Here is a 25770-nt window from a genome sequence, read left to right on the forward strand (position 1 = left end):
CGAACGGGCCGTTCGGACCCGCGAACATTGATAGAGGGAATTCAAGAAATCATGCAGAAGAACATTCTCGTTCGCTCCCTTGCCGCCCTTTCCGGCATTGTGATGCTTGCTTCCGTGGCTGCTTGCGGCGACAACACCGCTTCCACCAACACCAACTCTTCTTCCACCGACTCCTCCTCCAAGTCCACCCCGATTTCCGGTGACTTCCAGGGCGCCGGCGCCACCTCCCAGCAGGCCGCCGTCGAGGCTTGGATCGCTGGCTTCCAGGGCACCAACCCGGATGCCAAGATCGCCTACAACCCCACCGGCTCCGGCGCCGGCGTGACCACCTTCCTGACCGGCGCCACCGCCTGGGCCGGCTCCGACAAGGCCCTGTCCGACGACGACATCGCCAAGTCCAAGTCCGTCTGCGCCTCCGGCCAGGCCTTCGACGTGCCGGTCTACATCTCCCCGATCGCCATCGTCTTCAACCTGAAGGGCGTTTCCGACGCCGGCAAGCACGTCAACCTCGACGCCGCCACCGCCGCCAAGATCTTCGACGGCAAGATCACCACCTGGAACGATCCGGCCATTCAGGACCAGAACAAGGATCTGAAGCTGCCGGCCACCCCGATCACCGTGGTTCACCGTTCCGATAAGTCCGGCACCACCCAGAACTTCGTCTCCTACTTCAAGGATCAGGCTCCTGACGCTTGGACCTACGACCTGTCCGAGAACTGGCCGAACGAGGTCGGCCAGGGTGCCAAGGGTACTTCCGGCGTGATCTCCACCGTCAAGCAGGCCGACGGCACCATCGGCTACGCCGACTTCTCCCAGGTCGGTGACCTCGGCACCGCCGCCATCAAGGTCGGCGACAAGTACAACGAGATCTCCGCCGAGGCCGGCTCCAAGGTCATCGAGGACTCCAAGCTCGACGACACCGCCAAGGGCGAGAACCGCGTGGTCGTCAAGATCAACCACGCCACCGAGGCCGATGGCGCCTACCCGATCGTCCTGGTCTCCTACGACATCGTCTGCCCGGCCTACAAGGACGCCAAGCAGGGCGAGTTCGCCAAGGCTTGGCTGACCTACGTCACCTCCGCCGAGGGCCAGAAGGCCGCTCAGGACGCCGCCGGCTCCGCTCCGTTGCCGTCCAGCCTGACCTCTCAGATCACCAAGTCCATCGAAGCCATCAAGACCAAGTGATCGCACGGGCCTCACATACGGCACGGGCACGGATCCTGATCCGATAACCGAATAGCAGACTGCACTGCAGTCGGAACTTTGAGCCGCAGTCGTAGCACCTCTACGGCTGCGGCTCAAAGCCGGTTAAGGCATATGTCCGAAAACGGCGCCGAACGGCCCGATCATCTGGCTGAAACCCCATCCTCAAGAAAATCCTTCGTTAAGGAGAATCCGTGAGTTCGCAAGACAAAACGGCTCTGCAACCCTCCGGCGGCAAAACCGCCGACAAGGTGTTCCGCGGCGTGGCCTACGCCTGCGGCATCCTGATCCTGGTCGTGCTCGCAGCCGTGTTCCTCTTCCTCTTCTTCCGCGCGTGGCCGCTCATCGGCGGCGACCAGAAGGCCAACAGCGAGACCATCTCCAGCTTCACCGGCGGCAAGGTCTCCAGCTTCTGGGGTTACGTGCTGCCGTTGCTGTTCGGTACGGTGCTCATCTCCATCCTGGCCCTGATCATCGCGTTCTTCGTGTCCATCGGCATCGCCCTGTTCATCTCGCACTACGCGCCGAAGAGCGTCGCCACCGGCCTGAGCTACGTCATCGACCTGCTCGCCGCAATCCCCTCCGTTATCTACGGTCTGTGGGGCGGCCTGATCCTGGTGCCCGCCATCTACCCGTTCTGGAACTGGGTGGCCAACCATTTGGGCTGGTTCCCGCTGTTCGCCGGCCCCGCCGCCAACCCGCAGCGTACGGTGGCCACCGTGGCCGTGGTGCTCGCCGTGATGGTCCTGCCGATCATCACCTCCATGTCGCGCGATATCTTCCTGCAGACCCCGACCCTCCAGCAGGAGGCCGCCTACGGTCTGGGCGCCACCAAGTGGGAGATGATCAAGCTGGCCGTGATTCCGTTCGGCCGCTCCGGCATCGTCTCCGCATCCATGCTGGCCCTCGGTCGTGCACTTGGTGAGACGATGGCCGTGTTGATGATCCTCTCCCCGAGCGTCACCGGCTACTCCATCAAGATCCTGCAGGCCTCCCAGAGCAACGCGATCGCATCCAACATTGCCGCCCAGTACCCCGAAGCCAACGATCTTGGTGTTTCCGTGCTGATCGGAACCGGTCTGATCCTGTTCCTCATCACCTTCATCGTCAACTTCGCGGCTCGCAAGATCACTGAGAAGGCAGGTGCCTGATGGCTGAAGAAACCAAGAAGAAGAACCTTGACGGCGCGCCCGTCATCGACTTCGACAAGTTCCGCCCCACCCGCTCCTCCGAGCAGTACCGCAAGGGCAAGGACATGTTCATGTCCGGCCTGATCGCGCTGGCCTTCGTGATTGCCTGCATCCCGCTGATCTCCGTGCTGTACACCACCATCGTCAACGGCTTCAAGCGTTTGAACCTCAACTTCCTGAGCTACAACATGACCGGCGTGGTCGGCGGCAACCCGACCCCCTCCGGCGGCTACGGCGGCGTGCTCCACGCCATCATCGGCACCCTGGAGATCACCGGCGGCGCCATGCTGATCTCCATCCCGATCGGCATCATGTGCGCCGTGTACCTCGTCGAGTACGCGCACGGCGGCAAGCTCGCCATGACCATCTCCCTGTTGGTCGACGTGATGAGCGGTATTCCTTCCATCGTCGCCGGTCTGTTCGCCTTCTCGATGTTCACCATCGTGTTCGGCCCCGGCACCATCAACGGTTTCGAAGGCTCCGTGGCACTCTCCCTGCTGATGCTGCCCACCGTGGTCAAGTCCTGCGAGGAGATGCTCAAGATCGTGCCGAACGATCTGCGTGAGGCCTCCCTGGCCCTCGGCGTCACCAAGCAGCGCACCATCACCAAGATCGTGCTGCGTACGGCCCTGCCGGGCATCGTCTCCGGCTGCATCCTCGCCATCGCCCGTGTGATTGGCGAGACCGCACCGCTGCTCATGACCGCAGGCTACATCGCCAGCACGAACGTCAACCTGTTCGCCGGCCAGATGACCACGCTGCCTGTGTACGTCTACCAGGAGTACTCCAAGCTCTCCGCCAACTGCCCGGCCAACGCCACCGCGGACTGCGTGACCACCATCCCGATGGAACGCGCTTGGGCCGCCGCTCTGGTGCTGATCATCGTGGTGCTGGTGCTCAACCTCATCGGCCGCTTGGTGGCGAAGGTCTTCGCCGTCAAGACCGAGCGCTAAAGACACCTCTCTCGGCTCCCCTTGCCAGGATATTGCCGTGAAGCAAACAGCGGAGCTGTTTGTAGGCGATGTGCGAGACGACAGTCGAGTCAACAGGCCTCGAACGGAGTTCGTCCTTAATTGCAGGACGAGCTGGCGGCGAAGCCGACTGAGGGGTAGTCCATAATCGTCAGAAGACATAAAAACAATAAGGAAACATCATGGGACAACGTATTGACGTCAACCACGAGAACATCTACTACGGCGACTTCCTGGCCGTGGAGGATGTGAACATCAACATCGAGGCGAACAAGGTCACCGCCTTCATCGGCCCGTCCGGCTGCGGCAAGTCCACCGTGCTGCGCACACTCGACCGCATGCACGAGCTCATCCCCGGCGCGCACGTCGAGGGCGAGGTCCTGCTCGAGGGCAAGAACCTGTACGACAAGGACGTGGACCCCGTCTCCGTCCGTCGTGACGTGGGCATGGTCTTCCAGCGCCCGAACCCGTTCCCGACCATGTCCATCCGCGAGAACGTGCTCGCCGGTGTGCGTCTGAACAACAAGCACATCAGCAAGTCCGACGCGGACGATCTGGTCGAGTGGGCCCTGCGTGGCGCCAACCTGTGGAACGAGGTCAAGGATCGTCTTGACAACCCTGGCATCGGCCTGTCCGGCGGCCAGCAGCAGCGTCTGTGCATCGCCCGCGCCGTGGCCGTCCACCCGCAGGTGGTGCTCATGGACGAGCCCTGCTCCGCCCTCGACCCGATCTCCACCCTGGCCGTTGAGGATCTGATCAACGAGCTCAAGGACGACTACACCATCGTGATCGTGACTCACAACATGCAGCAGGCCGCCCGTATCGCCGACTACACCGCCTTCTTCAACCTGAAGGCTGTGGGCCAGCCGGGCCACCTGGAGTACTTCGCGGACACCACCACGATGTTCAACAACCCCCAGAACGCCGAGGCCGAGCGCTACATCTCCGGTCGTTTCGGCTGATCGTTTGACGGAAGGGCCCCGCTTCGGTCGGGGCTTTTCCATCAAACGATCAGCGACGGAGCTGCTGAGCCGTCAAGCAAACAGTCCGGTGGACTGTTTGTAGGCGAAGACTCGGCGATAGCCGAGCAGCAACCAGTGCGTAGCTCCGTTGTCCGCGACGGAAGTCGCCGTCCCTCTATCAACAACGGAAGCCCCGCATGGCATATATATCTGCCGTGCGGGGCTTCCCGCGTTTTGGAGAGGGAACGGCCGGTCTGGCCGGTCTGGCCGGTCTGGCCGGTCTGGCGGGCGAGGTGAGGCGGTGGGCTGTGGGACTGACTATGGGCGTGTAAGCGTCCGTTTCGTGCTAGAAACGCATCACTCCTAGCGCGAAATGGACGCTTATGGGCCGATTTGCGGTCGTTTCATGCTAGTACCAGGGGAGTCCTGGCATGAAACGACCGCTGAGCGGATGCATACGTGCCGGAAAACAAAAAGCCCGCACCGAACGAATCGATGCGGGCCAATGTGCGTCAGCTACAGCGCTCGTACTACAGCAGCGCCATGCACACGAAGTCCAGGATGAACAGCGCGGAGACGATCCACAGCAGCGGGTGGACCTCCTTGGCCTTGCCCTTGCAGGTCTTCACGATGCAGTACATGATGAAGCCGCCGGCGATGCCGTAGGAGATGGAGTAGGAGAAGGCCATGAACACGGCCGCGAAGAACGCCGGGATGGCGTCGTCGATGTTGGCCCAGTCGATTTCCTTCAGCGAGGCGGCCATCAGGCAGCCCACGATCACTAGCACGCCTGCGGTGGCCGCGGACGGCACGGCGGAGATCACCGGGGCCAGGAACGCAGACAGCGCGAAGCAGATGGCCACCACCACGGAGGTCAGGCCGGTGCGGCCGCCCGCGGCGATGCCGGCGGAGGACTCCACGTAGGTCGTGGTGTTGGAGGTGCCGCAGATGGCGCCGATGGACGTGGCGATGGAGTCGGCGAACAGGGCCTTGTCCATCTTGGAGGAGAAGCCGTGGCCGTTCTCCAGGGCCTCCTCATCGGCGGCGGAGAAGATGCCGGTGCGGCGGCCAGTGCCGATGAACGTGCCCAGCGTGTCGAAGGTGTCGGACATGGAGAAGGCGAAGATCGTCACGATCACGAGCGGAAGCTTGGTCGGATCGGAGAACAGCGCCGGGAAGCCGTCGGCGGAGAAGATCGCGCCGAAGGTCTGCGGCAGCTGGAAGAAGGTCTCGGAGATGGACACGGAGGAGCCGAAGTTGGTCACGCCGAACGGGATGCCGGCCACGGTGGTGATGGCGATGGCCAGCAGCAGGCCGCCCTTGACCTTCATGACCGTGAAGACGATGGCCAGCACGAGACCGATGAGGAAGACCCACAGCACCTTGTCGTTGAACTCGGCCAGACCCGGGGTGGCGGCCACGGCACCGCCCTTGGCGGCCTCCTTGGCGTCGCCGGGGGTGAACTTGATGAGGCCCACGTTCAGCATGCCCACGTACGCCACGAACAGGCCGATGCCGCCGCCGATGGCCTGCTGCAGCACCTCGGGGATGGCCATGATGATCATCTTGCGGATCTTGGTGACGGTGATGACGATGTTGATCAGGCCGCACAGGAACACCATGCACAGGGTCTGCTGCCAGGTGAAGCCCAGGCCGAAGCACACCGTGTAGGTGAAGAATGCGTTGAGGCCCATGCCAGCCGCCTGCGCGTACGGCACGTTGGCGAACAGGCCCATGACCAGGGTGCCGATGATGGCCGCGATGATGGTGGCCAGGAACACGCCGCCCCACGGCATACCCGTCTTGGACAGGATCTGCGGGTTGACGACGATGATGTACGCCATCGCGAAGAACGTGGTCAGACCGGCCAGGATCTCGGTCGAGGCCGTCGTGTTGTTCTCCTTCAGATGGAAGAACTTCTCCATACTCTCTACTTCCTTGGGTTGTGCGGGGCTCTTTTGTCGCGGCTGAAATATGCTCGGCAGCGGCGGCCCCGGCGAGAATTGCGACTCGCCCTGACCGGCCCGGCAGACACACGTCCGGTGCCGCTCGCCCGATCAGAACCGTGGCCGATTATAAACCACGCCTATAACGCGCTTGTTTTGGCGGCGATGCCGATCCCATCGCCTTCAAGTGAGGGCCGAGGTCGGGCTGCGGCCATTCCGGCCTAGAAAGCGGTGGCTTCTGGACTGGAAAGACCGCTGGGAGGGGAATTTGCGGTCTTTTGGGCATAGGAAGGAGGCGCTTCTGTACTGAAAGGACCGCTAGAACGGTGTTTCGCGGTCTTTTCAGACTAGAAAGTGGACTCTCTTGTACTGAAAGAACCGCTAGAAGACGGATCTGTGGCGTATCGCCGGGATTCGGCCGGCTGCCATGGCATGAGCCGATGGGGGATAGGGCGGCCATTTGCGCTGATTGCTTAGCTGTCCGGGAGGTCCTTGGCGCTTGGCGGGACTAATGTGGACAGCGGGCATCGCCGGACGCCAACGGGTGTCACCGTATATATGGTCTGCCGGTGCCGAAGAATGAATGACGGGCAAAAAGGTGTAGAGGCGCGTCCAATCGCGCGATGGGGGAAGAAGATGAAGCCATCGGTCGAAGTGAGCATCACGTCGTGGAGGAAGAACGTCGTCAAACCGGGCCAGGAGCACGGCCGCGTGCTGCTCATGCCGGGCACCGGCTACAACTGCGACCGTCCGCTGCTCTACTGGGCCGCGCAGGCCCTGGCCGAGGCCGGCTGGCGTATCGATCGCATGAACGTGCGCAACGCCTCGGACGACCTGTCCACCGTGATTCCCGTGCTCAACGAGGCCATCGACGGATGGGTCAGGTCCGTGCGCGGCGACAAGGCTGCCAAGGATGCGCAGGGTGATGCCGCCCAGAGCGCGAGTACGGCCCTTGCTTCCGGTGATTCCAGCGCAACGTCCGGCAGTGGGTCTGCCGGCGATTCCGGCATGGTGACGGGAGCGCCGTCCTCCGACGGTTCCACATCGTCCGCCAAGCCCCAGCGCCTCCTGCTCATCGGCAAGTCCCTGACCACCATGACCTACCCGCATGTGGCCTCGCACTACGGCCTGCCGTTCGTACTGCTCACGCCGGTGCTACACCACGCCGACTTCGATCCGTCCGCGCGTGTGATTCCGGTGCCCGCCGTGGGCGACGACATCGTGGGCGAGCCCGAGGCCCCGTCCGTCGAGGTCGCGGCCGAGGTGATCCGTTCCGAGCATTCCGGCAGCTCGCACGCGGCCGGTTCTCGCTACCCGGGTCCGGCACCGCTGGTGTGCGCCGGCACCGCTGACCCGTTCTACGACCGCATCCGCGCCAACGCCCTGACCCCGCACGTGCACGAGTACCCGGACGCCAACCACTCCATCGAGGTACCCGGCCACTGGCGCCGCTCGCTCGACTACCTCAAGGAAGTCACCGCATCGGTGTCCCAGTACGCTGCCACGCTGTGATGGTGCCTTTCTGGGACAGGATCCCCTCAGTCGCCGTCGGTGACAGCTCCTCTCAAGGAGAGGAGCGGGAAATAAGACGCAGGCTCCCCTCCCCGAGGGGAGCTGTCAGCGAAGCTGACTGAGGGGAGTGCCATCCGAGCCGCCTAACGCCCAATCCGCCCGCGACACGCCCGAATTCCGCGTTGTCGCCGCCATATCATAATCTATCCACTCGTAAACCACAGACCGTTGGTTGAAGTGCGCGTGAGCGTATTTCCGAAGTTTGGTTCGCCAGGCCAGCGCAGGTTGAGAGATATAAGCCCGTCAAGGGCCAGCAAGTTAGCGCTTGCGAGATTATGTTGCTCTGCCTGTGCGCAGGGCTTTTTTATTGCCCTGCCAGACGTTTCCGGACAAAAGTCAACGGCCGACTAAGGAAGGAACGCCATGAAGAGGCCCGAAAAGGAAGTGGTGGTCGCCCAGCTTACGGAGCAGTTCCGTAACGCTGACGCTGTCTACCTGACCGAGTACCGCGGGCTTACCGTTCCGCAGATCTCCGATCTGCGCGAAAAGCTAGGCCGCGATACTTCCTACACTGTGGCTAAGAACACGCTGGCTCGCATCGCCGCCAAGGAAGCGGGTATCGAGGGTCTCGATGAGATTCTCGCTGGCCCGACCGCCATCACCTTCGTGAAGGGCGACTTCATTGAGGCTGCGAAGGTCATCCGTGACTTCGCCAAGGACAACAAGGCTCTCGTCATCAAGGGTGCTGCCGCTGACGGCACCGTCTACGATGCCGAGGGTGCCAAGAAGCTGGCGGACCTCAAGTCCCGCCCGCAGCTGCTCGCCGAGTTCGCCGGCGACGTCAAGGCTACGATGGCCAAGGCCGCGTACCTGTTCAACGCTCTGCCGACCAAGGCCGTGCGTACGATCGACGCCCTGCGCGAAAAGCAGGAGAAGGCTGCCTGATTTTCGCCTTCGCGGCTTGAATCAGATGCTTCGATAATTCAATAAACAAGGTTTATTTAGGCGGTGGATCTCCACTTCGTCCACTGCCAAGATTTGAAAGGAAGCCATAATGGCTAAGTACACCAACGATGAGCTGCTGGAAGCCTTCGGCGAGATGACCCTGGTCGAGCTCTCCGAGTTCGTGAAGGCCTTCGAGGAGAAGTTCGACGTCGAGGCTGCTGCCCCGGTCGCCGCTGTTGCCGCTGCCGCTCCGGCCGCTGCCGCCGCTGAGGAGGAGAAGGACGAGTTCGACGTCATCCTCTCCGCCGTTGGCGACAAGAAGATCCAGGTCATCAAGGCCGTCCGCGCCATCACCAACCTCGGCCTGGCCGAGGCCAAGGCTCTCGTCGACGGCGCTCCGAAGGCCGTCCTGGAGAAGGCCAAGAAGGAAGACGCCGAGAAGGCCAAGGCTCAGCTGGAAGAGGCTGGCGCTTCCGTCGAGCTCAAGTGATTTGCGCGGCATAAGCCGCAACTCACACAGCTTTTTGGGGAACCCCGCACCTGCATGCAGGCTGCGGGGTTTTCCGCATTCCGGAGTCGTGCGCCTCATCGCGGAAAGCGGCGGAACCGTCAGGCGTACGTCCTGTGCCAAAGCCACGGCAAATACGCCGAAAATCGTGAAGTAATGACACAATGGCACGTAGTATGGCCAGTAGTGTGTTGAGGGAGGCAGTCACGGTGAGTGAATGGACGGTGCGAATCAATGGTGCTGACCAGGCCAGCGTCAAACCAGGCGAAAGCGTGGAGATAGGCCGCAAGCCGCTGCGTCCCCTTGCCGATGACGGCAACACGCGCATCGACATCGTCGATCAGACCAAATCCATGTCCAAGCGCCACGCGCTGTTCGGCGTGCGCGAGAACGGCGCCGGCTATGTGCGCGACCTCGGCTCCACCAACGGCTCCTACGTGGTTCGGGACAACGGCGACCTGCTGCGCCTGCCCGCCAACGCCGACTTCCTGCTGCCCACCTCGCCGATGCGCATGCAGTTCGGCGATGTGCCGGCCGACTTCATCCGCATCGAGGAATCGGATGACACCGACGAGCACCCGCAAGTCCCTGACCTGTTCGGTTACGCCGTGGGGGAGGCCCCGCAGGAACCGGACGCCGCGGACATGTCCGTGGACGACATCCTCGACCTGCGCGCCGGCGAGCCCACCGCCATGTTCAGCGCGGACATGGTCAAGCGCAAGGTCCGCGAGGACGCGATGATCCTGGACAGCCTCAGCATCCCGCAGCTCGCCGCCAAGCCGGAGGAGCCCGCCAAGCCGCGCGACCTGTTCGCCGACGCGCTCTCCCAGCAGTCCGAACCGGAGCATGGCGACGACTTCGAAGTGCCTGGCGCCAGCGCATCCGACGCCGGTCAGTCCGGTCAATCCGATCGTGCCGGTGAGCCCGGCCAGTCTGGCCCGTCCGCGGGTACGCCCGTCGCCGGTGCGGTGGAGGCTTCCCGCGATGAGCAGACCCGCGTGGTGCCGCAGTCCGCGCGTCCGGTGATCCGCACGTCGGTGCCGGATGTGGTGCCGGTGGACGCCATCGCCCACGCCGTGACCCGCCCGTCCGTCGCGAACGTCGAGACGAACGCCGGCAACGCCGCGAACGCCGTGACCCAGCCGGAACAGGGCGGCCGGCAGTCCCAGTCACCGTCCGGAAGCCAGCAACCCGCCGCCGGCGACGCGCGAAACGATTCCGCCGAACCGATCGTCACGTCCGATCCCTCCGCGATGACGAACCCGGCGGATCAGCATCAGTCTTCCGGCACCGTGTCCGGCGCATCCGGCGAAGGCTCGCAGCAGCCGTCCGCCGATGCCGCTGCCTCGACGCAGCAAAACGCCGTCACCGGCATCGTCGGTAACGACGACCCGGACGCCACCGGTGTCTACTCGCCCGCCTTCGAGCCCGGTTCGGTGTTCGACCGTGTGGCCAAGGGCGAACTCAAGGCCCAGGAGGAAGTGATCGAGGTCGATGGACTGACCTCGGACGACGCCAAGCGCACGCAGGATTTCTCGATGCAGTTCGAGATCGCCCGCCACCCGGAACTGCTGGCGTTCCTGGCCATGAACCCGTATCTGTATGACGACATGTACGCATGGCTCGCCGCGCGAGGCGAGGCCGACATCGATGAGGCCCTGGCACACAACAAGGGCTATCAGGAATACCGCGAAGCGGTTGGAAAGTGAGCCCGAGGATGACTCAGAACCAGACGAACGAAAACCCGTCGATTGACGGCCAGAACGGCCAGGGCGAGGCGGCCGAGCAGAACACGGCCCAGTCGCCCGCGCAGCCGGTCCCGACCCTTCAGTCGCAGGCCCAGCAGCGTGCCATCGAGGCCGGGCTCAACCGTATCCGCCGCTGGCGCGACCAGTACCGCGGCATGCTGGCACCCTCCCCGCTGGAGGACGTGAGCCAGCTGACCGCCAAACTGGATATGACCCACGCCCATCCCTCCGGCGTGGCCCAGCTGTTCGCCTCCGGACATGTGATGCTGGACTCGCTGTTCCGCGACTCCGGCGTACTCAAGGCCGCCGAACGCCATGTGGCCCGCGTGCTGGACGACCAGTCCGCCAAGCGCCGCGTCTCCGGCGTGGCCGAACTGTCCCTGGTGGTGGGTGTGGCCACGTGGAAGGGCAACGCACTGCCCGTGCTGCTTTATCCGGTGGACGTCACCGTGCCCAAGGACGGCGTGCCCTCCATCCGCTTCTCCGGCCGCGTGGGCCTCAACAACGCATTCGTGAACGCGCTGCGTGAGCAGGGCGTGTTCCTGGACGAGGACGCCCTGTTCGACGGCTCCAACTACGACTCCGGCACCCCGGAGACCTCCGCCATGTTCTCCCGCATCGCCACCGAAGCGGACGAGCGCATTGCGGACTTCAGCATCGAACGCCAGATCCTGCTCGGCTGCCTGATGGACCCGTCCTCGCTGATGGTCAGCGAGGCCCGTCGCACCATCGACCAGCTCAAGGCCGGTCCCACCGGCAACACGCTGCTCGACGCATTGGCCGGCAGCGAAAGCGCGCAGGCCACGCTCAAGGCCGTGGATCTGCCGCAGTACAGCCCGTTCGACGCCGACCCGCACACCGAATACGAGGTGGGCGACGCCGACAACACCGTGCGATACGCCGCATCCCTGGCGGCCTCCGGCCATAGTGTGGTCGTGGACGGTGCCTTCTCCAAGGGCACCGCGGAAACCGCCGTGGCCATCGCATCCCGTTGTCTGATGAACGGCCGCTCCGTGCTGTACGTGCCGGGAGTCGCCGAACAGCGCCGCCGCTTCATGCAGGTGGCCGCCGCCAACGAGATGAAGGCCCAGCTACTGGACGTGGCGGACGAGCATGCGAACACGGCCATCGACCAGCAGCTCATCGCCGCCGTGGGCTTCCAGCCGGGCGTCGCCACGCAGCGCTTCGACCAGCTGGCCGACGAGCTCGTGGGCGTGCGCTCCCGTCTGACCCGTTATCTGGGCGACCTGCACGGCGTGAACGAGAAGTGGAAGGTCTCCGCCTACGAGACCATCCAGAACCTGGCCCGCATCTCGGTGCTGCCCACGCATCCGGCCACCCACGTGCGTTTGAAGGAACAGAGCGCCCTGACCGTGGGCGAGAACATGGAATCGTGGATCGGCAAGCTGGAGCGTGCCGGCGAGCTCGGCGAATTCTCCATCGGCCCCGAGGATACGGCCTGGTACCGTGCCTCCCTGACCACCGAGCAGGATGCCGTGACCGCCTACCAGCGCGTGGACGACCTGCTGCGCAAGTTCCTGCCCGCCACGCGCGACCAGGTGGCCCGCACCGTGCAGACCTGCGGCTTCCCCGTGCCTGTGAGCAGCTACGAGTGGGGCAAGCAGGTCACCGTGCTCAAGAACCTCAGGCGCGTGCTCGACGTGTTCCAGCCCGAGATCTTCGAGCGGGACATCGACGCCATGATCGAGGCCACCAAGCCCAAGGCCGTGCGCAAGGCCGAAGGTACGTCCATGGGCTTCTGGGAGCGTCGCCGCCACATCAAGGAGGCCAAGGGCCTGCTGCGCGTGGGCGCCCAGGTGGAGGACCTGCACGAGGCGCTCAAGGTGGTGGCCAAGCAGGGCGAGCAGTGGCATGAGTTCGTGCCCCACGGCGGCTGGCCGGTACTGCCCACCAAGCTGGATGAGATCATTTCCACCCAGGAGGCGCTGATGACCAACATGACGGCGCTCGACGCCGTCCTGGCCACCACGCCCTCCGGCGGCAACCTGGAGACCGACGACTTCACCAAGGTCGAGGCCCGCCTGAAGACCCTGCTCGACGACCGCAAGGCCCTCGACACCCTGCCTGAGCGCTGCTGCCTCGAACAGGACTTCGCCGCCGCCGGTCTGAACGAGCTGGTGGCCGACCTGACCGCCCGCCACGCCACCGTGGAGCAGATCCGCGGCGAGGTACAGCTGGCCTGGTGGACCACGGTGTTCGAGGACATCGTGCGTTCCTCCGCCATCATCTCCAACCAGGATGGCTCCGTGCTGCAAACCGCCTCCGACCGCTTCGCCCAGGTGGACGTGGAGCACGTGCGCTCCGTGGGCCCGATGGTGGCGCAGGAGTCCATGCGACGCCTGTGCGACATGCTCTTCTCCCGCACGCAGGAGGCCAACCAGCTGCACACCGCGCTCGCCGGGCGCGCCAACGTGCAGCTGAGCCGCATCCGCCGCAACCACCCGGAGATCCTGGCCGCCGCCAAGCCGATTCTGGTGGCCTCGCCGGGCACGCTGGCCGCGCTCACCGAGCCCGAAGGCCTTGCGGACGTGGCGATTCTGGATGCCTGCGCGCACATGCCGTCCATCGAACTGCTGTCCGTGCTGGCCCGCGTGCGCCAAGTGGTGATCATCGCGCACTGCGCCACCACCACATCCGAATCCGTGCGCCAGCTCATCGACATGCTGCCGCGCGTCGAGGTGGAGTCCGAACCCTCCCGCAGGCCGCCGCGTCTGGCCGCCTTCCTGGAATCCGAGGGCTATGGTTCCGTACGCTACGACGTGACCACCGAACCGGCCGCGGGCGAAGTGCATTTCCACCGCGTGGAGGCCAACGGCGTGCCCGTCATGTCCACCGGACTGGTGGAATCCAGCCAGCAGGAGATCGACGAGGTGGTGCGCATCATCACCGAACGAGCCGGCCGCTTCACCGTGGTGCCTGCCAGCTACCGTCTGGCCGTGGTGGTTCTGACCGACGCCTTCCGCACCCGTCTCGGCGCGGAGCTCAAGTCGCTGGCCTCCAAGTCCGAGGCGATGAACCGATTCCTGCGCCACGTGCGTCTGGTGAACCTGCGCGATGTGGCCGGCAGCCAGGCCACCGACGTGATCATCTCGCTGTGCTACGCCAAGACCGTGCATGGCCGCCTGCTGCAGCAGTTCGGCGTGCTCGAATCCGAAGGCGGCCGCGGCATGCTGCTCGACGCGCTGGCGCTGGCCGACCATGACCTGGACATCGTCTCCGCGTTCGGCCCCGAGGAGATGGAGGACGAGCGCCTACACCAGCCCGGCCCGAAGTTCCTCAAGACCATGCTCACCTGGGCGGGCCAACTCGACGGCCGTCCGGTGCTGCCGGTCAAGAACGCGGCCACCGAGAACATGCTCTTCGCGGACATCGCCGACCGACTGCGCGCCCGTGGCCTTGAGACCGCGCTCGAATACGGCTTCGACAAGGGCATCAAGATCCCGCTGGTCGTGGGCGTCAAGGACAAGCCGTTCGCCCTCGCCGTGCAGACCGACGATGCGAACTTCATGTCCGTGCAGTCCACGCGCCGCCGTCACCGCCTGTCCGCGCAGGATCTGATCTCCCTGGGCTGGAACGTGATGACCGTGTGGAGCGTGGCCGCGTTCGTCAACCCGGATAAGGAAGTGGACCGCATCGTGGCGCGCATCAGCGAGATCTACGGCGAGGTCAAGTAGCCATGGCTGAGTACTCGGCCACGCGCCGCACGCCGCGCAAGCACAAGCGCGTGGTGATGAAGGGCACGGAGAGCTTCGACGCCGACGGCGTCAAGCTCGAGCCCTCGGATATGCAGACCGCTCAGCAACGCCAGGCCGACGACGACCGTCGCATCCTCGGCGAGCTGCCGCCTCATTGGGCCGTATTCAACGAACGGCGTTGAACACCGCCCAATGAGGCGGCCTTCGCGACTGCTTATGAGGCAGTCGCTCACTTCGCCTAGGAAAGTCCACTGGACTTTCCTATAACGGCTCAGCTCATTGGGCGGTGTTCAACGAACGTCAGTAAGTCAGTAATTCCTTGGCCCCCTCTGGCGAGGGGGCTGTCAGCGAAGATGACTGGGGGAGAGCAGCGGAGCGGGCAAAGCCCGCGGGCTAAAACAGCATCGGTCGCAGGCCGATTCCGCTCACCTACCGCATCACCGCGATGACCGCACCGGCTTCCTGCAGCTCCATCACCTTGGCGGCGTCCTCCGGCTTCATCGCGCAGGACACCGTCTTCGCATCATCCCCATATACGGATGCAAGCGAACTCGAACCACCGCTGTCGTCACCGTCATCGCCGCCCGCACCGCGTCCCTTCACACCCATTACCAGCGCATTCTCCGCCAGCATGCAATCCGCCCCATCACACCCCACGGCGGACACCAGACTGACCTCATCGCCCGGCAGCAGCTCATCGGGACTGCTGGCCAGACGCACCGCGATCACCGTGGTTCCGGTCGGGGCCAACGGGGTGTTCCGGGCCATATGCACGGTGATCGCGTCCCCGGCCGCGATGTCGATCTGCGCGATGCCGCCTACCACGTCCGCCATCTCCTCGACCATGGACGGTCCCAGCGCGCCGGCCGGCATCGCCACAGCCCGCACGTCCTCGGCGCCAATCGTCGCTCCCCGTCGAATCGGATTGACGGCCACCACCACCGGCGAGGTCTCGATGGTGGCGAGCACGGCCTGCAAGCCGAACAGCACGGCCAGACCGGCGCACAGTGCCGCGGCCAGCCGCCGGGCATAGGACAACGCACGACGGCGCTTCAACGAGCCGCGTGCGGGTGCTTGAAATATGGAAAAGGTCACCATGAACACCATGGTGACCTTGGAATTTCACAAGCCGCAACCCGAACCGGGCTATGTGGATACAGCTTGGCAAGTTATCCACATCAGTCCCGTATCGGCCCCCTCTCGGAGGGGCCGTGAAGCGGTCCGAGGGAAGCTCCGGAAACGTCTCTCCCCAAGGGGCCGCTACCGAACGACTACTTCGAGGACTTGTCCGTGCGGTAGAAGCCGTGGCCCTTGAACTCGATCGGCACGGCGGAGTAGACCTTGCGCACCTGCTCCTGGGCGCACTTGGGGCACACGGTGATCGGGTCGTCGTTGAACGACTGCTGTTCGGTGAAATCGTAGCCGCAGTTCTTGCAGCGGTAATGATAGGTAGGCAACGGATTCCTCCAACAAAGTACAAACTGTTTCTGCTCTTCGTGCATGACGCGCAGCCATGCCAGGCAACCGTTCATATCCTAGTCATTGCCCTGACACTTCGCCCGCGGAATATCAGACCTCACGAAGAGCCCGGAATCCCGCCGAAGTAAGCACCGCATCGGCCGGCACGTCATGGGGTTCGGCAGGCAGATCGTCGTCCAGCACCTCCCATGGCCAGCACACGGCGACCAACGGGCATCCGGCGCGGCGGGCGGCGAGCGCCCGGTCGTACCAGCCGGCGCCACGGCCCAGGCGGTAGCCACGCGGATCCACGCCCATCGCCGGGGCGATCACCAGATCGCATTCGGCGAGCGCCTCGGGCGGCAGCACCTGTCCCTCCGGCTCGTCCGGGCGCAGATGACCCGGCTGGTTCACGGCCTCCAACGCATCCAGGCTGTCCAGCACGCTCCAGCCGATCTCGCGTCCGGAACCCAATCGCGGCACCAGCACCCGGCATCCCTCCGCGAGCAGCATGGCCAGCAGCGGCCGCGTCTCCATCTCGGAACCCATCGACACGTACGCGGCCACCGTCACACCCCGCGCCGCGTCGTTCCGCGCCTCGCCGTCCGCCCCGGCGACCGTCCGCAGCAGCTCGGCGGGGAACCGTCGGGCCAGATCCTCGCCCGCGGCCGACCGCTCCTCGGCCGTCGTCAGCTTGCGTCGGGCCAGCGCCCGATGCCTCAACTCATCCTTGGAAACATTGGAAGAACCGTTCATACCGCACAACCTAGCACCGCCGGCGGGGTGGAGGGCGGCGACCATATCGTGGGCCGGACCGGCGAACCCCGCGCGAATCGCTAGAATTAGGGGCCGTGTCAGTTTTCCAGTCGATCAAAGAGGCGTTCAAACCGGATCATCAGATCCGCATGCCGCGCCTGAGCCACCCCGGTTTCCCCATCGTGCTGCGTCCGCTGACCATGGACGACGAGGAACTGTGGGACGAGGTGCGCTGGCGCAACAACGACTGGCTGGCCCCCTGGGAGTCCGGGGATCCGATGCACGGCGCCGCCATCACCTTCAACCAGTGGATCCAACGCCAACGCCGCAACGAGCAGCACGGCACGGGCGCCCAGTTCGTCATCGAATACCAGATGCGGATCGTGGGCCAGATCTCGATCGGGGCCATCGCGTACGGTGCCATGCGCACCGGTGTGGTGGGCTACTGGGTCGATCAGGCGTACGCCGGCCGCGGGTTCGCGCCCATGGCCCTCGCCATGCTGGCCGACTGGGCGCTCGGCGACCCGTTCGGCCCGGCCCTGCACCGTCTGGAAATCGCGATTCTGCCGGAGAACGCGCGCTCGCTGGCCGTGGTGCGCAAGGTCGGCGCCCATCATGAGGGGCTGCGCGAACGGTACATGTACGTCAACGGCAAGTGGCGCGACCACGTCACCTTCTCGCTGCTGGCCGAGGACATCGGCTCGGGGTTCGCGGCCCGACTCGCCGCGAACGGACTGCATTAGCACGGCCGCGGCCCGTGATTACGCCATATCCCCCCGACACGCCCGAGACGGCAACACCAAGTTCGTCGGCGGGTCTCCTATTCTTGACTCTATGGGTTACGAGTCACTAAGCACTGTTGTCGTGCTGGTGATAGTGGCGATCATCATCGTCGTTTGGCTGCCCGTACGCACGGCCAACGGCATGAAACGCGCGACCGAACATCGGCAGGATCGTTACTCGCCCTCCCTCCACATCGTCGAGGCTGAGAGCGGGACGCGGTTCGGCGACGTCAAGCCGCATCAGGCGAAAGGGGCACCAGTGCCGGCATCATCACCGTCAGCGAGGCTGACACCTGAGCATATCGCCCGCGTTCGCGAGCTGCGGCGCGCGGCCATTCGCCGTCGCCAGCTGCTCGCCGGGGCTTTGGCCGCCGTGTCCGTGTTGGTCTTTGTGCTGGCGCTCGCGTTGCATTTCAGCACCCTGTTCACGCTGATTCCGCTGGCGTTGCTCGCCGTGGTGCTGGGTTTGGGGGCCCGTGCCGCGCGTCAGGCCCGCCGTTGGGAGGTCAAGGCGCAGCGGGCGGAGCGTGCCCGCGCCCGTAAGCTCAAGGCCGCCAAGGCGGCGAAGGCCCAGGCTGTGGAGGCCGCCAAGGCCGCGGCCGTTGCGGCCGGTGCCCAGTCCGCGCAGCTCGCGTCCGGTGATGCCGCCCGTGAGGAGGCCGCCACCGAGGTGATGGAGCAGCGTCAGATTCGCCGTGCCCTGCATGACGCCGAAATCGAGCAGGCCAGGGCCAAGGCGCTGCGTGCCGCGGCCCGTGCCGCCGCGCAGGCTGAGGCTGAGGCTTCGGCGGCCGCTGATGCAAACGTTGCCAGTGAGTCCGGTGCCGTCCAGTCCGATACGTCCGTGCAGTCCGGCGACGCGACCGCCGCCGGTGAGGCCTCGGCTGAGGCCAAGCAGGCCGTGGAGCCGTCGCTCACCATGCGTGACGAGCGCGACGAGGTCGCGGACGACGCCACCTCAGAACTGGCTTCCGTGCGCCCCGCCCGCGCGCTGGACGTGTTCGACATGGCCACCGCATCCCAGGATCTCATCTCCTTCTCGCTCGGCGAGGCCCGCAACGAGGGCAATGCGCCCCAGGAGCCGGAAAGCCGCGAGATCAAGTCCACCAAGCAGGTGTCCAAGGCCGAACCGGTGGGTCCGGAGACCGCCGAGCAGCTTATGGACGAGGCCAAGGTGGTCAAGGCCGCCGATGACGCGAAGGCCGCCAGCGAGGCCCAGGCCGCCAAGGACGCCGAGGACGTGCGAGCCAAGGAGGCCGAGGAGGCCGCCAAGCAGGCCGCGTTCCACGAGTCCGAGCAGCGCGCCGAAGTGGAGGCTCCGGACGCCACCAGCGAATCGCTGAGCGTTGGTCTCGACTCCATCCTCGCCCGTCGCGGCAACTGACCTTTTTGGCTCCTCTCGCTGAGAGGAGCTGGCAGTGTAGCTGACTGAGAGGAGCGACAGCTCATCCGCAGTGCTCCCCTCAGTCCCACTTTGTTCGACGGCTCCCCTCACCGAGGGGAGCTGTCGCATATCTCCGACTTTTCTCTCACAGCGTTAGCACTCAAGTTGGCAGAGTGCTAACAATCGCGCTACCATGTGTCCTAGCGCAAAGGGACAACGCAAGTGATCGTCAGCCTCTTGAGGCGTTCTGGCGCGGCATTATCGAACTGAACTACAAGCAGATACGAGGTGACCCACAGTGTCGATTAAGCTCACACCGTTGGAAGACAAGATCATCGTCAAGCAGGCCGAGGCCCAGACCCAGACCGCGTCCGGTCTGTACATCCCGGACAACGCCAAGGAGAAGCCGCAGCAGGGCGAAGTCCTGGCCGTTGGCCCGGGCCGCCGCGACGATAAGGGCGAGCGCATCCCGATGGACGTCAAGGTCGGCGACAAGGTGCTGTACTCCAAGTACGGCGGCACCGAGGTGCACTACGAGGGTGAGGATTACCTCATCATCGGCGCCCGCGACGTGCTGGCCATCCTCGGCTGAGCAACGCGCATCACGCTTTGCAGGACCCCGGTCACAGCGGCCGGGGTCTTTTCGTATGCCTTCACGGCCGGAACAGACGGGGAGTCAGCCGCGAAACAGGCTGAGAGGCAACGCGAGGAGGACGGTCACATATGCGCCCCTGTCATGTCCGCCGTGCATGGCGGGCTCAGCGCTCGGCGTATTTGAGCGGGCCGGCGCGCCGCACGTACACTGGATAGCGGATTGAAGTCGCTATGAAAGAGGCTGTCATGCTCGACGCGCCCACCGCACCCGCCATCGCCCACCCGTCCACGCTCGCCGATCTCGCCGACACCCTCGAACAATCGCTGTCCTGTTCGCGTGAGGTCATCGACCTCGTCGTCACCACGTTCGCGGCCGGCGGCCACCTGCTGCTCGAGGACGTGCCGGGCGTCGGCAAGACCACGCTCGCCCGCGCCATGGGTCGTGCCATCGACGGCGAATCGCACCGCATCCAGTTCACCCCGGACCTCCTGCCCAGCGACCTGACCGGCGTGAGCATCTACTCGCAGGACACGCGCGACTTCGAATTCCATCCGGGCCCGCTGTTCGCCAACATCGTCATCGCGGACGAGATCAACCGCGCGAACCCCAAAACCCAGTCCGCCATGCTGGAGGCCATGAACGAAAGCCAGATCAGTGTGGACGGCGTCACCCACACGCTGCCGGACCCGTACTTCGTCATCGCCACCCAGAACCCCATCGAACTCGAGGGCACCTACCCGCTGCCCGAAGCCCAGCTCGACCGCTTCATGTCCTGCGCCAGCTTCGGCTACCCATCCGCGCAGGCCGAAGCCGCCATGCTCACCTCCGCGGACTGGTCGCGACCGCTCGACCGCGTGCGCCGGGTGTGCACCGGTCCCGAAACCGTCGCCATTCGCGCCGCCGTGCGCGGGGTCACGCTCGCCGGACCCGTGGCCGATTACCTGGTCTCCATCATCCGCGCCACCCGCGCGCGCGAAGGCATCCGTTACGGCGCCTCGCCGCGCGCCAGCCTGCACCTGGCCGCCATGGCCCGCGCCCGCGCGTTCATCAACGGCCGCGACTTCGTGCTGCCGGACGACGTGCAATCGTTGGCGGTGCCCGTACTCGCCCATCGCCTGGTTTTGGACGACGCCGGTTTCGGCGCGTCCTCGCTCGACCGTGCGCGTGGCATCATCGCCGACATCGTGTCCGCCACTCCTGTGCCACGGGCGTGACCATGGCGCTCCACAGGAAGCAGCGTGGGGCGGCGGCCCCGAAGAATGCGCCGGCCGGCGGTGGGACCAGTTCGGAAGGCCGTCGACGCATACGTTCGCATGGTATGCGGCGCATGATCCGGCACGGTCTGATCCGACCCACATGGGGAGGCCTGGTGCTGCTCGTCGCGGCGGGCGGCTGTTGCTTCGGCGGACTGCTGCTGGACGAACGCACGCTGATGGACGTGACCATCGCGCTCGCGGTGGTGTTCGTATGCGCGCTGGCAGCGGTGATACTGCAGTGGTTCGGAGTGATCGCCATCGGGGACCCCAAACTCACCCGGCAGATCGAACAACGCGACAGTCACGGCAACACCGTGGCGCGCGTGGTGGGGGAGTTGCCCGAGCGACGCGGCTGGTATGTCACCGTGAGCACCGTGGTGCGGTGGAAGTCGCCGCTGGGGCTGATCGCGGCCCGCAAGGTCGTGCCCGACGACGGGCAGACGCTGGTGCTGCCGGCTGTGGATGAGCAGGGTGCTTCCGGCACGTCCGCGGTGGACAAGCGGCATGTGGGTTCCAGCCAATCCGAACATTCCGGTGGCGTGCGCGCCTATGCGCCGGGCGACCCGCTCAAACTCATCTCCTGGCGTCACACCGCCCATCGGGGCGAGCTCATGACCCGCGAATCCAGCCGGGACGTGCGGACCACCGCCCTGCTGGTGCTCAACACGGGCGACGTCACGGGCGAACGGCTCGACGCCGAAGTCGCCGCGCTGCTGCCGTGGGCCCGCGCCTCGCAGAACGCCGGCCGGGCGGAGCGGCTGATCGTCACCGACGGCGTACAGACCTTCGAAGGGCTTGATGGCGTCGAACGGTTCCTTGCCGCCGTGCAGCCGGATGCCGCATCGGCTATCCCGGTCGCCTCGACAGACACGGCAGCGTCGGCTGCACCGGAAAACGGAAAGCATCGGACAGGACGCGAGAAAGAGCCGGATCCCGGCATGCCGTCGGCGTCCATGCGCGCGGCCGCCATCGCACGGACGGCCATGAGCGGTCAGGGACCCGTGCGTGTGATGGTCTGCGACGCCGCGGACGGTCAGGAGCTCGCCGCGGCATTGCGTCGCACCCCGGTAGCCGACCGGCTGACAGTGCTTGCCCCGGCCGTCCAGAAGCCGGCCGCGGAGCCGACGTACCAGCGCATCGTCATCCAAGAGACCTCTAGCGTGGGACGCCGAATCCGGACTGGTGCCGACGGTGCCGGACGGAAAACGGACTTGGCGCCAGCGGACGGCGGCAGCGTACGGTCGCCGCGCCTGACGCAACGTCTGCTGCCCGGCGTCACGGGCGCATTGGCGCTGCTGGCGTTTTTTGGTGTGGCGCTGAAAGGTCTTTCCGGCCTCATCGCCCCCGACGGCGCGTGGATGTGGTTCGCCGGCGCGTTGCTGGGCGTGGCCGCGCTGGAGATTTCCGCGGCCAACGCCGTGAGCGATTGCCTGAGCGGCGCGCAACGAAAGCCGCGCGGCGGAAAAGCCCGGCCCGATCGGTTCCGCGGAGCGTCCGCGGCAAAACCGACAGCCGAACCGGTCTCCGCTCCGACCCCGCGCGCCACCACGCATCCGGTGCTGCGATTCGCGGCGTACACGGTGCTCACGCTCGTCGCCACGGCAATACTGGCCGTCGTGCGCTTCCGTGTCCTCGCCGCCGACGCGCTTGAACGCATCGCTGAAGAGGAGGCCTCACAGGCCGCGCAGCAGAGCGCCGCATCCGGCCTCGTCACCGGCTTCGCATCCCGATGGCGGGTCTTCACCACCATGGTCGAGGCCGGATTCGACCAGCTCAACCTCCAGCTGCCGCCGCTCAAGGTCTCCGCGTACAGCGACCTGTTCCTCATCCTGGTGGTGGCCGCGCTCGCCATCGCCATCCGGCTCATCCTCGCCTTCCGGCCGCTGATCCCCGTGATGGTCGCGCTGCCGGTGGCCGCGCTCGCCGCCGACTACGCGCTGGTGGGCCATCTCGCGCCCCTGTGGGCCATCGGACTGACCGTGGCCGCCCTGCCGTTCGCGCTCGCCGCCGCCCGTCCGCGGCGCTTGCATCCCGTACTGCGGTTGAACGGTGCGACCACTGCGGAACAGCAGACGAAACAATCGAAACGATTGCGTCCAAACCGCCTCGGCGCCGGCGCTGGATCGGTCACTCGTGGCCTTGCGGGAGGTCGTGCCAACGACGGCACCCCGGCGATCGTACTCGCCGCCACCCCGCTCCTCGCGGCCGCGCTCGCCGTCGCCATCACCCTGCCCCTGACCGGCCCGGCCGCCGCATTGGCGTACCGCGTGCCCCTGTCCATCGGGGAGGGCGGCGGCATGTTCACCTCGAACACCGTCAACCCGATGATCGACCTCAAACGCAACATCGCCGCCGGCTCGGACACCACGGTCCTGACCTACCGGGCCTACAAGCGCCTCTACCTGCGCCTGACCACGCTCGACAACTTCGACGGCGACACCTGGGGCTACGACCGCGAATTCGCCCTCGACGCGGGCCTCTACGGCTCCGGCATCCAGCTCGGCCGCAACAGCGAGGACGAACTCTCCAGTTACGACCGCATGATCATGAACCCGCTGGGCGCCTATATGTCTGCCCTCGGCTACACCGGCTACGACGTGGCCACCACCAACTCGAACACGCTCGAACAGTTCATGGTCAGCGCCAACATCCGCATCGACACCCTCAAATCGCGCTTCCTGCCCGTGCCCGGCAACGTCACGTATATGGAGAACGGCCCGGGCAGCGACTGGCTCCTCTACCAGGACGGCACGGTGTACAACCGCAGCAACGGCACGTCATCGGACCTCGAATACGGCGTGGACGGCAATGCGATCACCCCCATCACCTCATCGTCCGGTTTCAGCCAGCTGTCGCTGATCACCAGTGCACAGGACGACCTGCTGGGCGGTTCGGAAGTCAGCGACGAAAACCGGGCAGCCTGGTATCAGGCCCGCCGCGACCTGGTGGGAACCGGTCTCGCGGAGATCAGAAGCGACTCGATGGGCGATTTCCTCCTCATCAAGGCCACGCTTAACGCCGATGGCAGCGTGACGGGAGCGAACGGATGGCGGCTCGGATCCGGCAGCTTCCGGGGTGAGAACCTGACATTCGCCGATGGCACATCCGCGGCCATGCCCTCCAACGTGGTGTTCAACGAGACCGTCGTGAACCAGCTCGGTCTTGGCAGGGACGGGTACGTGCTCGGATTCGGCTTGGGCGGCAACGTGGCGATCGTGGCCCCGCTGGACGATTCGGCGTCCGAAACACAGGACAATCTGAATTCCGATGACGACGAAGCCATCTCCTCGTTCTATGGCGAGGGCATGTGGGCCGGGCGCGCCTTCGCCATCCTGCAGGACTCCGGCATGAACCTGTCCGCCTACACCACGGTCAACGGCAGTATCTCCGAAGCCGTCCCGTACGCCGAGCGCATGCGGCGGTACGTGGAGGCCAGCGACAAACGCGCTCATAAAAGCCGGTACACTTCGTTGCCCAAGAAGCTGCCCGACAACGTCCAGGCCGTCATCGATCAGGCACAGGCCGCGGGCGTGCCCATCAAGGGCTCCAGCTACGACGACCAGGTGCGCGCCATGCGCTGGTTGGTGGACTACTTCACCAACCCGAACAACAAGTTCACCTATTCGCTCGACGCCCCCGACGGCGACGGACGCGACAACCTCGACGTGCTCGACGATTTCCTCGACCCGGAAAACGGGCATGCGGGTTATTGCCAGCATTACGCCTCCGCGCTCGCCGTGCTCGGCCGCGCGCTCGGCGTGCCCACGCGCATCGTGCTCGGCTACAACGCCGGCGTGGGCGAACGGGAGAAAGACGGCTACTTCACCGTGCAGTCCAAGCAGCTGCACGCCTGGACCGAAGCCTACCTCGACGGCGTGGGCTGGGTGCCGTTCGACGTGACGCCCGCCACCACCGAGAACGGATCCGCCGCGTCCGACGCCGATTCGTCCGATACCGGCAATTCGTCCGCCACCACCGGCGATTCCGGTGACAATGCGTCCGACACGACCACGCAGGACCAGTCCGGTGACGAATCGATCGATGCGTCCGGCGACACCGCCGATCAGTCCGACAAGTCTGATTCGTCCGACGATGCCGAATCGCAGGATGCGAAGGCCGATGCCGGCGCCTCCAGCAATGGTGACGGGTGGATGACGTGGCGTATCCCGGACTTCACCGCATGGCCGATGTGGGCCCGTGTGCTGCTGGGGTTGCTTGCCGTGATGGTGCTGGCCGGCCTGTGCTGGGGTGTACCGAGGCTGTGGCGTTGGATGCGCCGACGCCGGGTGTTCGCGGCCATCGCGCGGGTCGAAACGCGCAGGTTCGCCGCGGAACCGTCCGGACAGGCGACGGATCGGGGGAAGACATCGGAATACGACGATCTGGCCGCCAAGGCCTGGCGCATGACATGGCGTGAGGTGCAACTGACCTCGCGGGCCAACGCGAAGTCCCGGTTGAGGTTCCGTCGCAAGCCCGGTTCGGAGCCGGAGCCGGATTCTGATTCCGATTCCAAACCGGATTCGGGCCTCAAGCCGGGCCTAAAGCGTGGGACCGAGTTGCGGTCAATCTTCAAACCCAGCCCGGACCAGACAGATATGGATATCGCCCGCATCCTCGCCGAGCAATGCCCCGAACGGGCCGATTTCATCATGCTTGCGGCCCGCAACGCCACGGCCGCCGCCTTCCATGGCACCGTCGACCCGATGACCGGTCTGTCACGGAAGCTCAAGGCCTTCCTGAAGTAGCGGCCTGGACCTTTGGTCGATCAACGTTTTCTGGCTCCCCTCGCTGAGGGGAGCTGTCGTCGTAAACGACTGAGGGAAGCCAGAAAAGAAAAG

At 65.4% G+C, this 25770-nt stretch carries 20 protein-coding genes; 16 read left to right on the top strand and 4 right to left on the bottom strand.

Annotation, left to right across the window (positions count from 1 at the left end; translation table 11 throughout):
- Positions 1 to 51: 51 nt before the first annotated feature.
- The 5 genes from pstS (at position 52) to KIH81_RS12215 (ending at position 4658) form a co-directional block, all read left to right on the top strand.
- Positions 52 to 1185: a phosphate ABC transporter substrate-binding protein PstS gene (pstS, locus tag KIH81_RS09160; protein WP_109057856.1), complete on the top strand. Its 1134-nt coding sequence runs from the start codon at positions 52 to 54 to the stop codon at positions 1183 to 1185.
- 212 nt (positions 1186 to 1397) lie between these two features.
- A complete protein-coding gene (gene pstC, locus KIH81_RS09165) occupies positions 1398 to 2354 on the top strand; it encodes a phosphate ABC transporter permease subunit PstC (RefSeq protein WP_214305066.1) in 957 nt (318 codons plus the stop codon).
- Complete coding sequence (gene pstA / locus KIH81_RS09170; protein WP_109057858.1) at positions 2354 to 3346, top strand: phosphate ABC transporter permease PstA; 993 nt, start codon at positions 2354 to 2356, stop codon at positions 3344 to 3346. The genes pstC and pstA overlap by 1 nt, the downstream gene beginning before the upstream one ends.
- Before the next feature lie 200 nt (positions 3347 to 3546).
- Entirely contained in the window at positions 3547 to 4326 is a 780-nt protein-coding gene (pstB, locus tag KIH81_RS09175; protein WP_033890559.1) for a phosphate ABC transporter ATP-binding protein PstB, read from the top strand.
- 197 nt (positions 4327 to 4523) lie between these two features.
- Positions 4524 to 4658 carry a hypothetical protein gene (locus KIH81_RS12215; protein ID WP_274608219.1) on the top strand — a complete coding sequence of 45 codons (135 nt, stop codon included), beginning with the start codon at positions 4524 to 4526 and terminating at the stop codon, positions 4656 to 4658.
- Between the two features lie 198 nt (positions 4659 to 4856).
- On the opposite strand, the gene KIH81_RS09180 is transcribed toward KIH81_RS12215, so the two are convergent.
- Complete coding sequence (locus KIH81_RS09180) at positions 4857 to 6251, bottom strand: NCS2 family permease (RefSeq protein WP_214305067.1); 1395 nt, start codon at positions 6249 to 6251, stop codon at positions 4857 to 4859.
- 657 nt (positions 6252 to 6908) lie between these two features.
- Between KIH81_RS09180 and KIH81_RS09185 the strand changes: the two genes are divergently transcribed.
- The 6 genes from KIH81_RS09185 to KIH81_RS09210 all read left to right on the top strand — a co-directional run bounded on the left by KIH81_RS09185 (position 6909) and on the right by KIH81_RS09210 (position 14883).
- The gene (locus KIH81_RS09185) at positions 6909 to 7784 is read left to right on the top strand and encodes a hypothetical protein (protein ID WP_214305068.1); all 876 of its coding nucleotides are present in this window, start codon (positions 6909 to 6911) and stop codon (positions 7782 to 7784) included.
- A gap of 423 nt (positions 7785 to 8207) precedes the next feature.
- Complete coding sequence (gene rplJ / locus KIH81_RS09190; protein ID WP_109057861.1) at positions 8208 to 8729, top strand: 50S ribosomal protein L10; 522 nt, start codon at positions 8208 to 8210, stop codon at positions 8727 to 8729.
- A 109-nt stretch (positions 8730 to 8838) separates the two neighbouring features.
- Positions 8839 to 9219: a 50S ribosomal protein L7/L12 gene (gene rplL, locus KIH81_RS09195; RefSeq protein ID WP_109057862.1), complete on the top strand. Its 381-nt coding sequence runs from the start codon at positions 8839 to 8841 to the stop codon at positions 9217 to 9219.
- A gap of 227 nt (positions 9220 to 9446) precedes the next feature.
- The gene (locus KIH81_RS09200; RefSeq protein WP_214305069.1) at positions 9447 to 10946 is read left to right on the top strand and encodes an FHA domain-containing protein; all 1500 of its coding nucleotides are present in this window, start codon (positions 9447 to 9449) and stop codon (positions 10944 to 10946) included.
- Between the two features lie 8 nt (positions 10947 to 10954).
- Positions 10955 to 14680 carry a helicase gene (locus KIH81_RS09205; protein WP_214305070.1) on the top strand — a complete coding sequence of 1242 codons (3726 nt, stop codon included), beginning with the start codon at positions 10955 to 10957 and terminating at the stop codon, positions 14678 to 14680.
- Positions 14681 to 14682: 2 nt separating this feature from the next.
- On the top strand, positions 14683 to 14883 hold the full coding sequence (locus KIH81_RS09210) for a hypothetical protein (RefSeq protein WP_109057864.1): 201 nt from the start codon (positions 14683 to 14685) through the stop codon (positions 14881 to 14883).
- A gap of 247 nt (positions 14884 to 15130) precedes the next feature.
- On the opposite strand, the gene KIH81_RS09215 is transcribed toward KIH81_RS09210, so the two are convergent.
- The 3 genes from KIH81_RS09215 to KIH81_RS09225 form a co-directional block, all read right to left on the bottom strand.
- Complete coding sequence (locus KIH81_RS09215) at positions 15131 to 15799, bottom strand: SAF domain-containing protein (protein ID WP_214305071.1); 669 nt, start codon at positions 15797 to 15799, stop codon at positions 15131 to 15133.
- A 173-nt stretch (positions 15800 to 15972) separates the two neighbouring features.
- Positions 15973 to 16158: an FmdB family zinc ribbon protein gene (locus KIH81_RS09220; RefSeq protein ID WP_109057865.1), complete on the bottom strand. Its 186-nt coding sequence runs from the start codon at positions 16156 to 16158 to the stop codon at positions 15973 to 15975.
- Positions 16159 to 16270: 112 nt separating this feature from the next.
- Positions 16271 to 16915: a 5-formyltetrahydrofolate cyclo-ligase gene (locus KIH81_RS09225; RefSeq protein WP_236029475.1), complete on the bottom strand. Its 645-nt coding sequence runs from the start codon at positions 16913 to 16915 to the stop codon at positions 16271 to 16273.
- 95 nt (positions 16916 to 17010) lie between these two features.
- Between KIH81_RS09225 and KIH81_RS09230 the strand changes: the two genes are divergently transcribed.
- From KIH81_RS09230 to KIH81_RS09250, 5 genes are all read left to right on the top strand, one after another.
- Positions 17011 to 17658: a GNAT family N-acetyltransferase gene (locus KIH81_RS09230; RefSeq protein ID WP_420829144.1), complete on the top strand. Its 648-nt coding sequence runs from the start codon at positions 17011 to 17013 to the stop codon at positions 17656 to 17658.
- A 91-nt stretch (positions 17659 to 17749) separates the two neighbouring features.
- Positions 17750 to 19081 (top strand): magnesium transporter, encoded by a 1332-nt coding sequence (locus KIH81_RS09235; RefSeq protein WP_214305073.1) that lies wholly within the window; start codon positions 17750 to 17752, stop codon positions 19079 to 19081.
- A 298-nt stretch (positions 19082 to 19379) separates the two neighbouring features.
- A complete protein-coding gene (groES, locus tag KIH81_RS09240) occupies positions 19380 to 19673 on the top strand; it encodes a co-chaperone GroES (RefSeq protein ID WP_033890546.1) in 294 nt (97 codons plus the stop codon).
- A gap of 233 nt (positions 19674 to 19906) precedes the next feature.
- Positions 19907 to 20890, top strand: a complete 984-nt coding sequence (locus KIH81_RS09245; RefSeq protein ID WP_236029477.1) for an AAA family ATPase — start codon at positions 19907 to 19909, stop codon at positions 20888 to 20890.
- 113 nt (positions 20891 to 21003) lie between these two features.
- Positions 21004 to 25677, top strand: coding sequence for a transglutaminase domain-containing protein (locus KIH81_RS09250; protein WP_214305074.1), 4674 nt, complete (start codon positions 21004 to 21006; stop codon positions 25675 to 25677).
- The last annotated feature ends 93 nt before the right edge of the window (positions 25678 to 25770 follow it).

The sequence above is a fragment of the Bifidobacterium miconisargentati genome (assembly GCF_019331675.1).
Taxonomy (GTDB): Bacteria; Actinomycetota; Actinomycetes; order Actinomycetales; family Bifidobacteriaceae; genus Bifidobacterium; species Bifidobacterium miconisargentati.

Excerpts from the sequence above, each read along its gene's own strand:
- pstS (WP_109057856.1), top strand. The coding sequence starts at position 52 with ATGCAGAAGAACATTCTCGTTCGCTCCCTTGCCGCCCTTTCCGGCATT.
- pstA (WP_109057858.1), top strand. The coding sequence starts at position 2,354 with ATGGCTGAAGAAACCAAGAAGAAGAACCTTGACGGCGCGCCCGTCATC.
- pstB (WP_033890559.1), top strand. The coding sequence starts at position 3,547 with ATGGGACAACGTATTGACGTCAACCACGAGAACATCTACTACGGCGAC.
- KIH81_RS12215 (WP_274608219.1), top strand. The coding sequence starts at position 4,524 with ATGGCATATATATCTGCCGTGCGGGGCTTCCCGCGTTTTGGAGAGGGA.
- KIH81_RS09180 (WP_214305067.1), bottom strand. The coding sequence starts at position 6,251 with ATGGAGAAGTTCTTCCATCTGAAGGAGAACAACACGACGGCCTCGACC.
- KIH81_RS09185 (WP_214305068.1), top strand. The coding sequence starts at position 6,909 with ATGAAGCCATCGGTCGAAGTGAGCATCACGTCGTGGAGGAAGAACGTC.
- rplJ (WP_109057861.1), top strand. The coding sequence starts at position 8,208 with ATGAAGAGGCCCGAAAAGGAAGTGGTGGTCGCCCAGCTTACGGAGCAG.
- rplL (WP_109057862.1), top strand. The coding sequence starts at position 8,839 with ATGGCTAAGTACACCAACGATGAGCTGCTGGAAGCCTTCGGCGAGATG.
- KIH81_RS09205 (WP_214305070.1), top strand. The coding sequence starts at position 10,955 with ATGACTCAGAACCAGACGAACGAAAACCCGTCGATTGACGGCCAGAAC.
- KIH81_RS09210 (WP_109057864.1), top strand. The coding sequence starts at position 14,683 with ATGGCTGAGTACTCGGCCACGCGCCGCACGCCGCGCAAGCACAAGCGC.
- KIH81_RS09215 (WP_214305071.1), bottom strand. The coding sequence starts at position 15,799 with ATGGTGACCTTTTCCATATTTCAAGCACCCGCACGCGGCTCGTTGAAG.
- KIH81_RS09225 (WP_236029475.1), bottom strand. The coding sequence starts at position 16,915 with ATGAACGGTTCTTCCAATGTTTCCAAGGATGAGTTGAGGCATCGGGCG.
- KIH81_RS09235 (WP_214305073.1), top strand. The coding sequence starts at position 17,750 with ATGGGTTACGAGTCACTAAGCACTGTTGTCGTGCTGGTGATAGTGGCG.
- KIH81_RS09245 (WP_236029477.1), top strand. The coding sequence starts at position 19,907 with ATGAAAGAGGCTGTCATGCTCGACGCGCCCACCGCACCCGCCATCGCC.
- KIH81_RS09250 (WP_214305074.1), top strand. The coding sequence starts at position 21,004 with ATGATCCGGCACGGTCTGATCCGACCCACATGGGGAGGCCTGGTGCTG.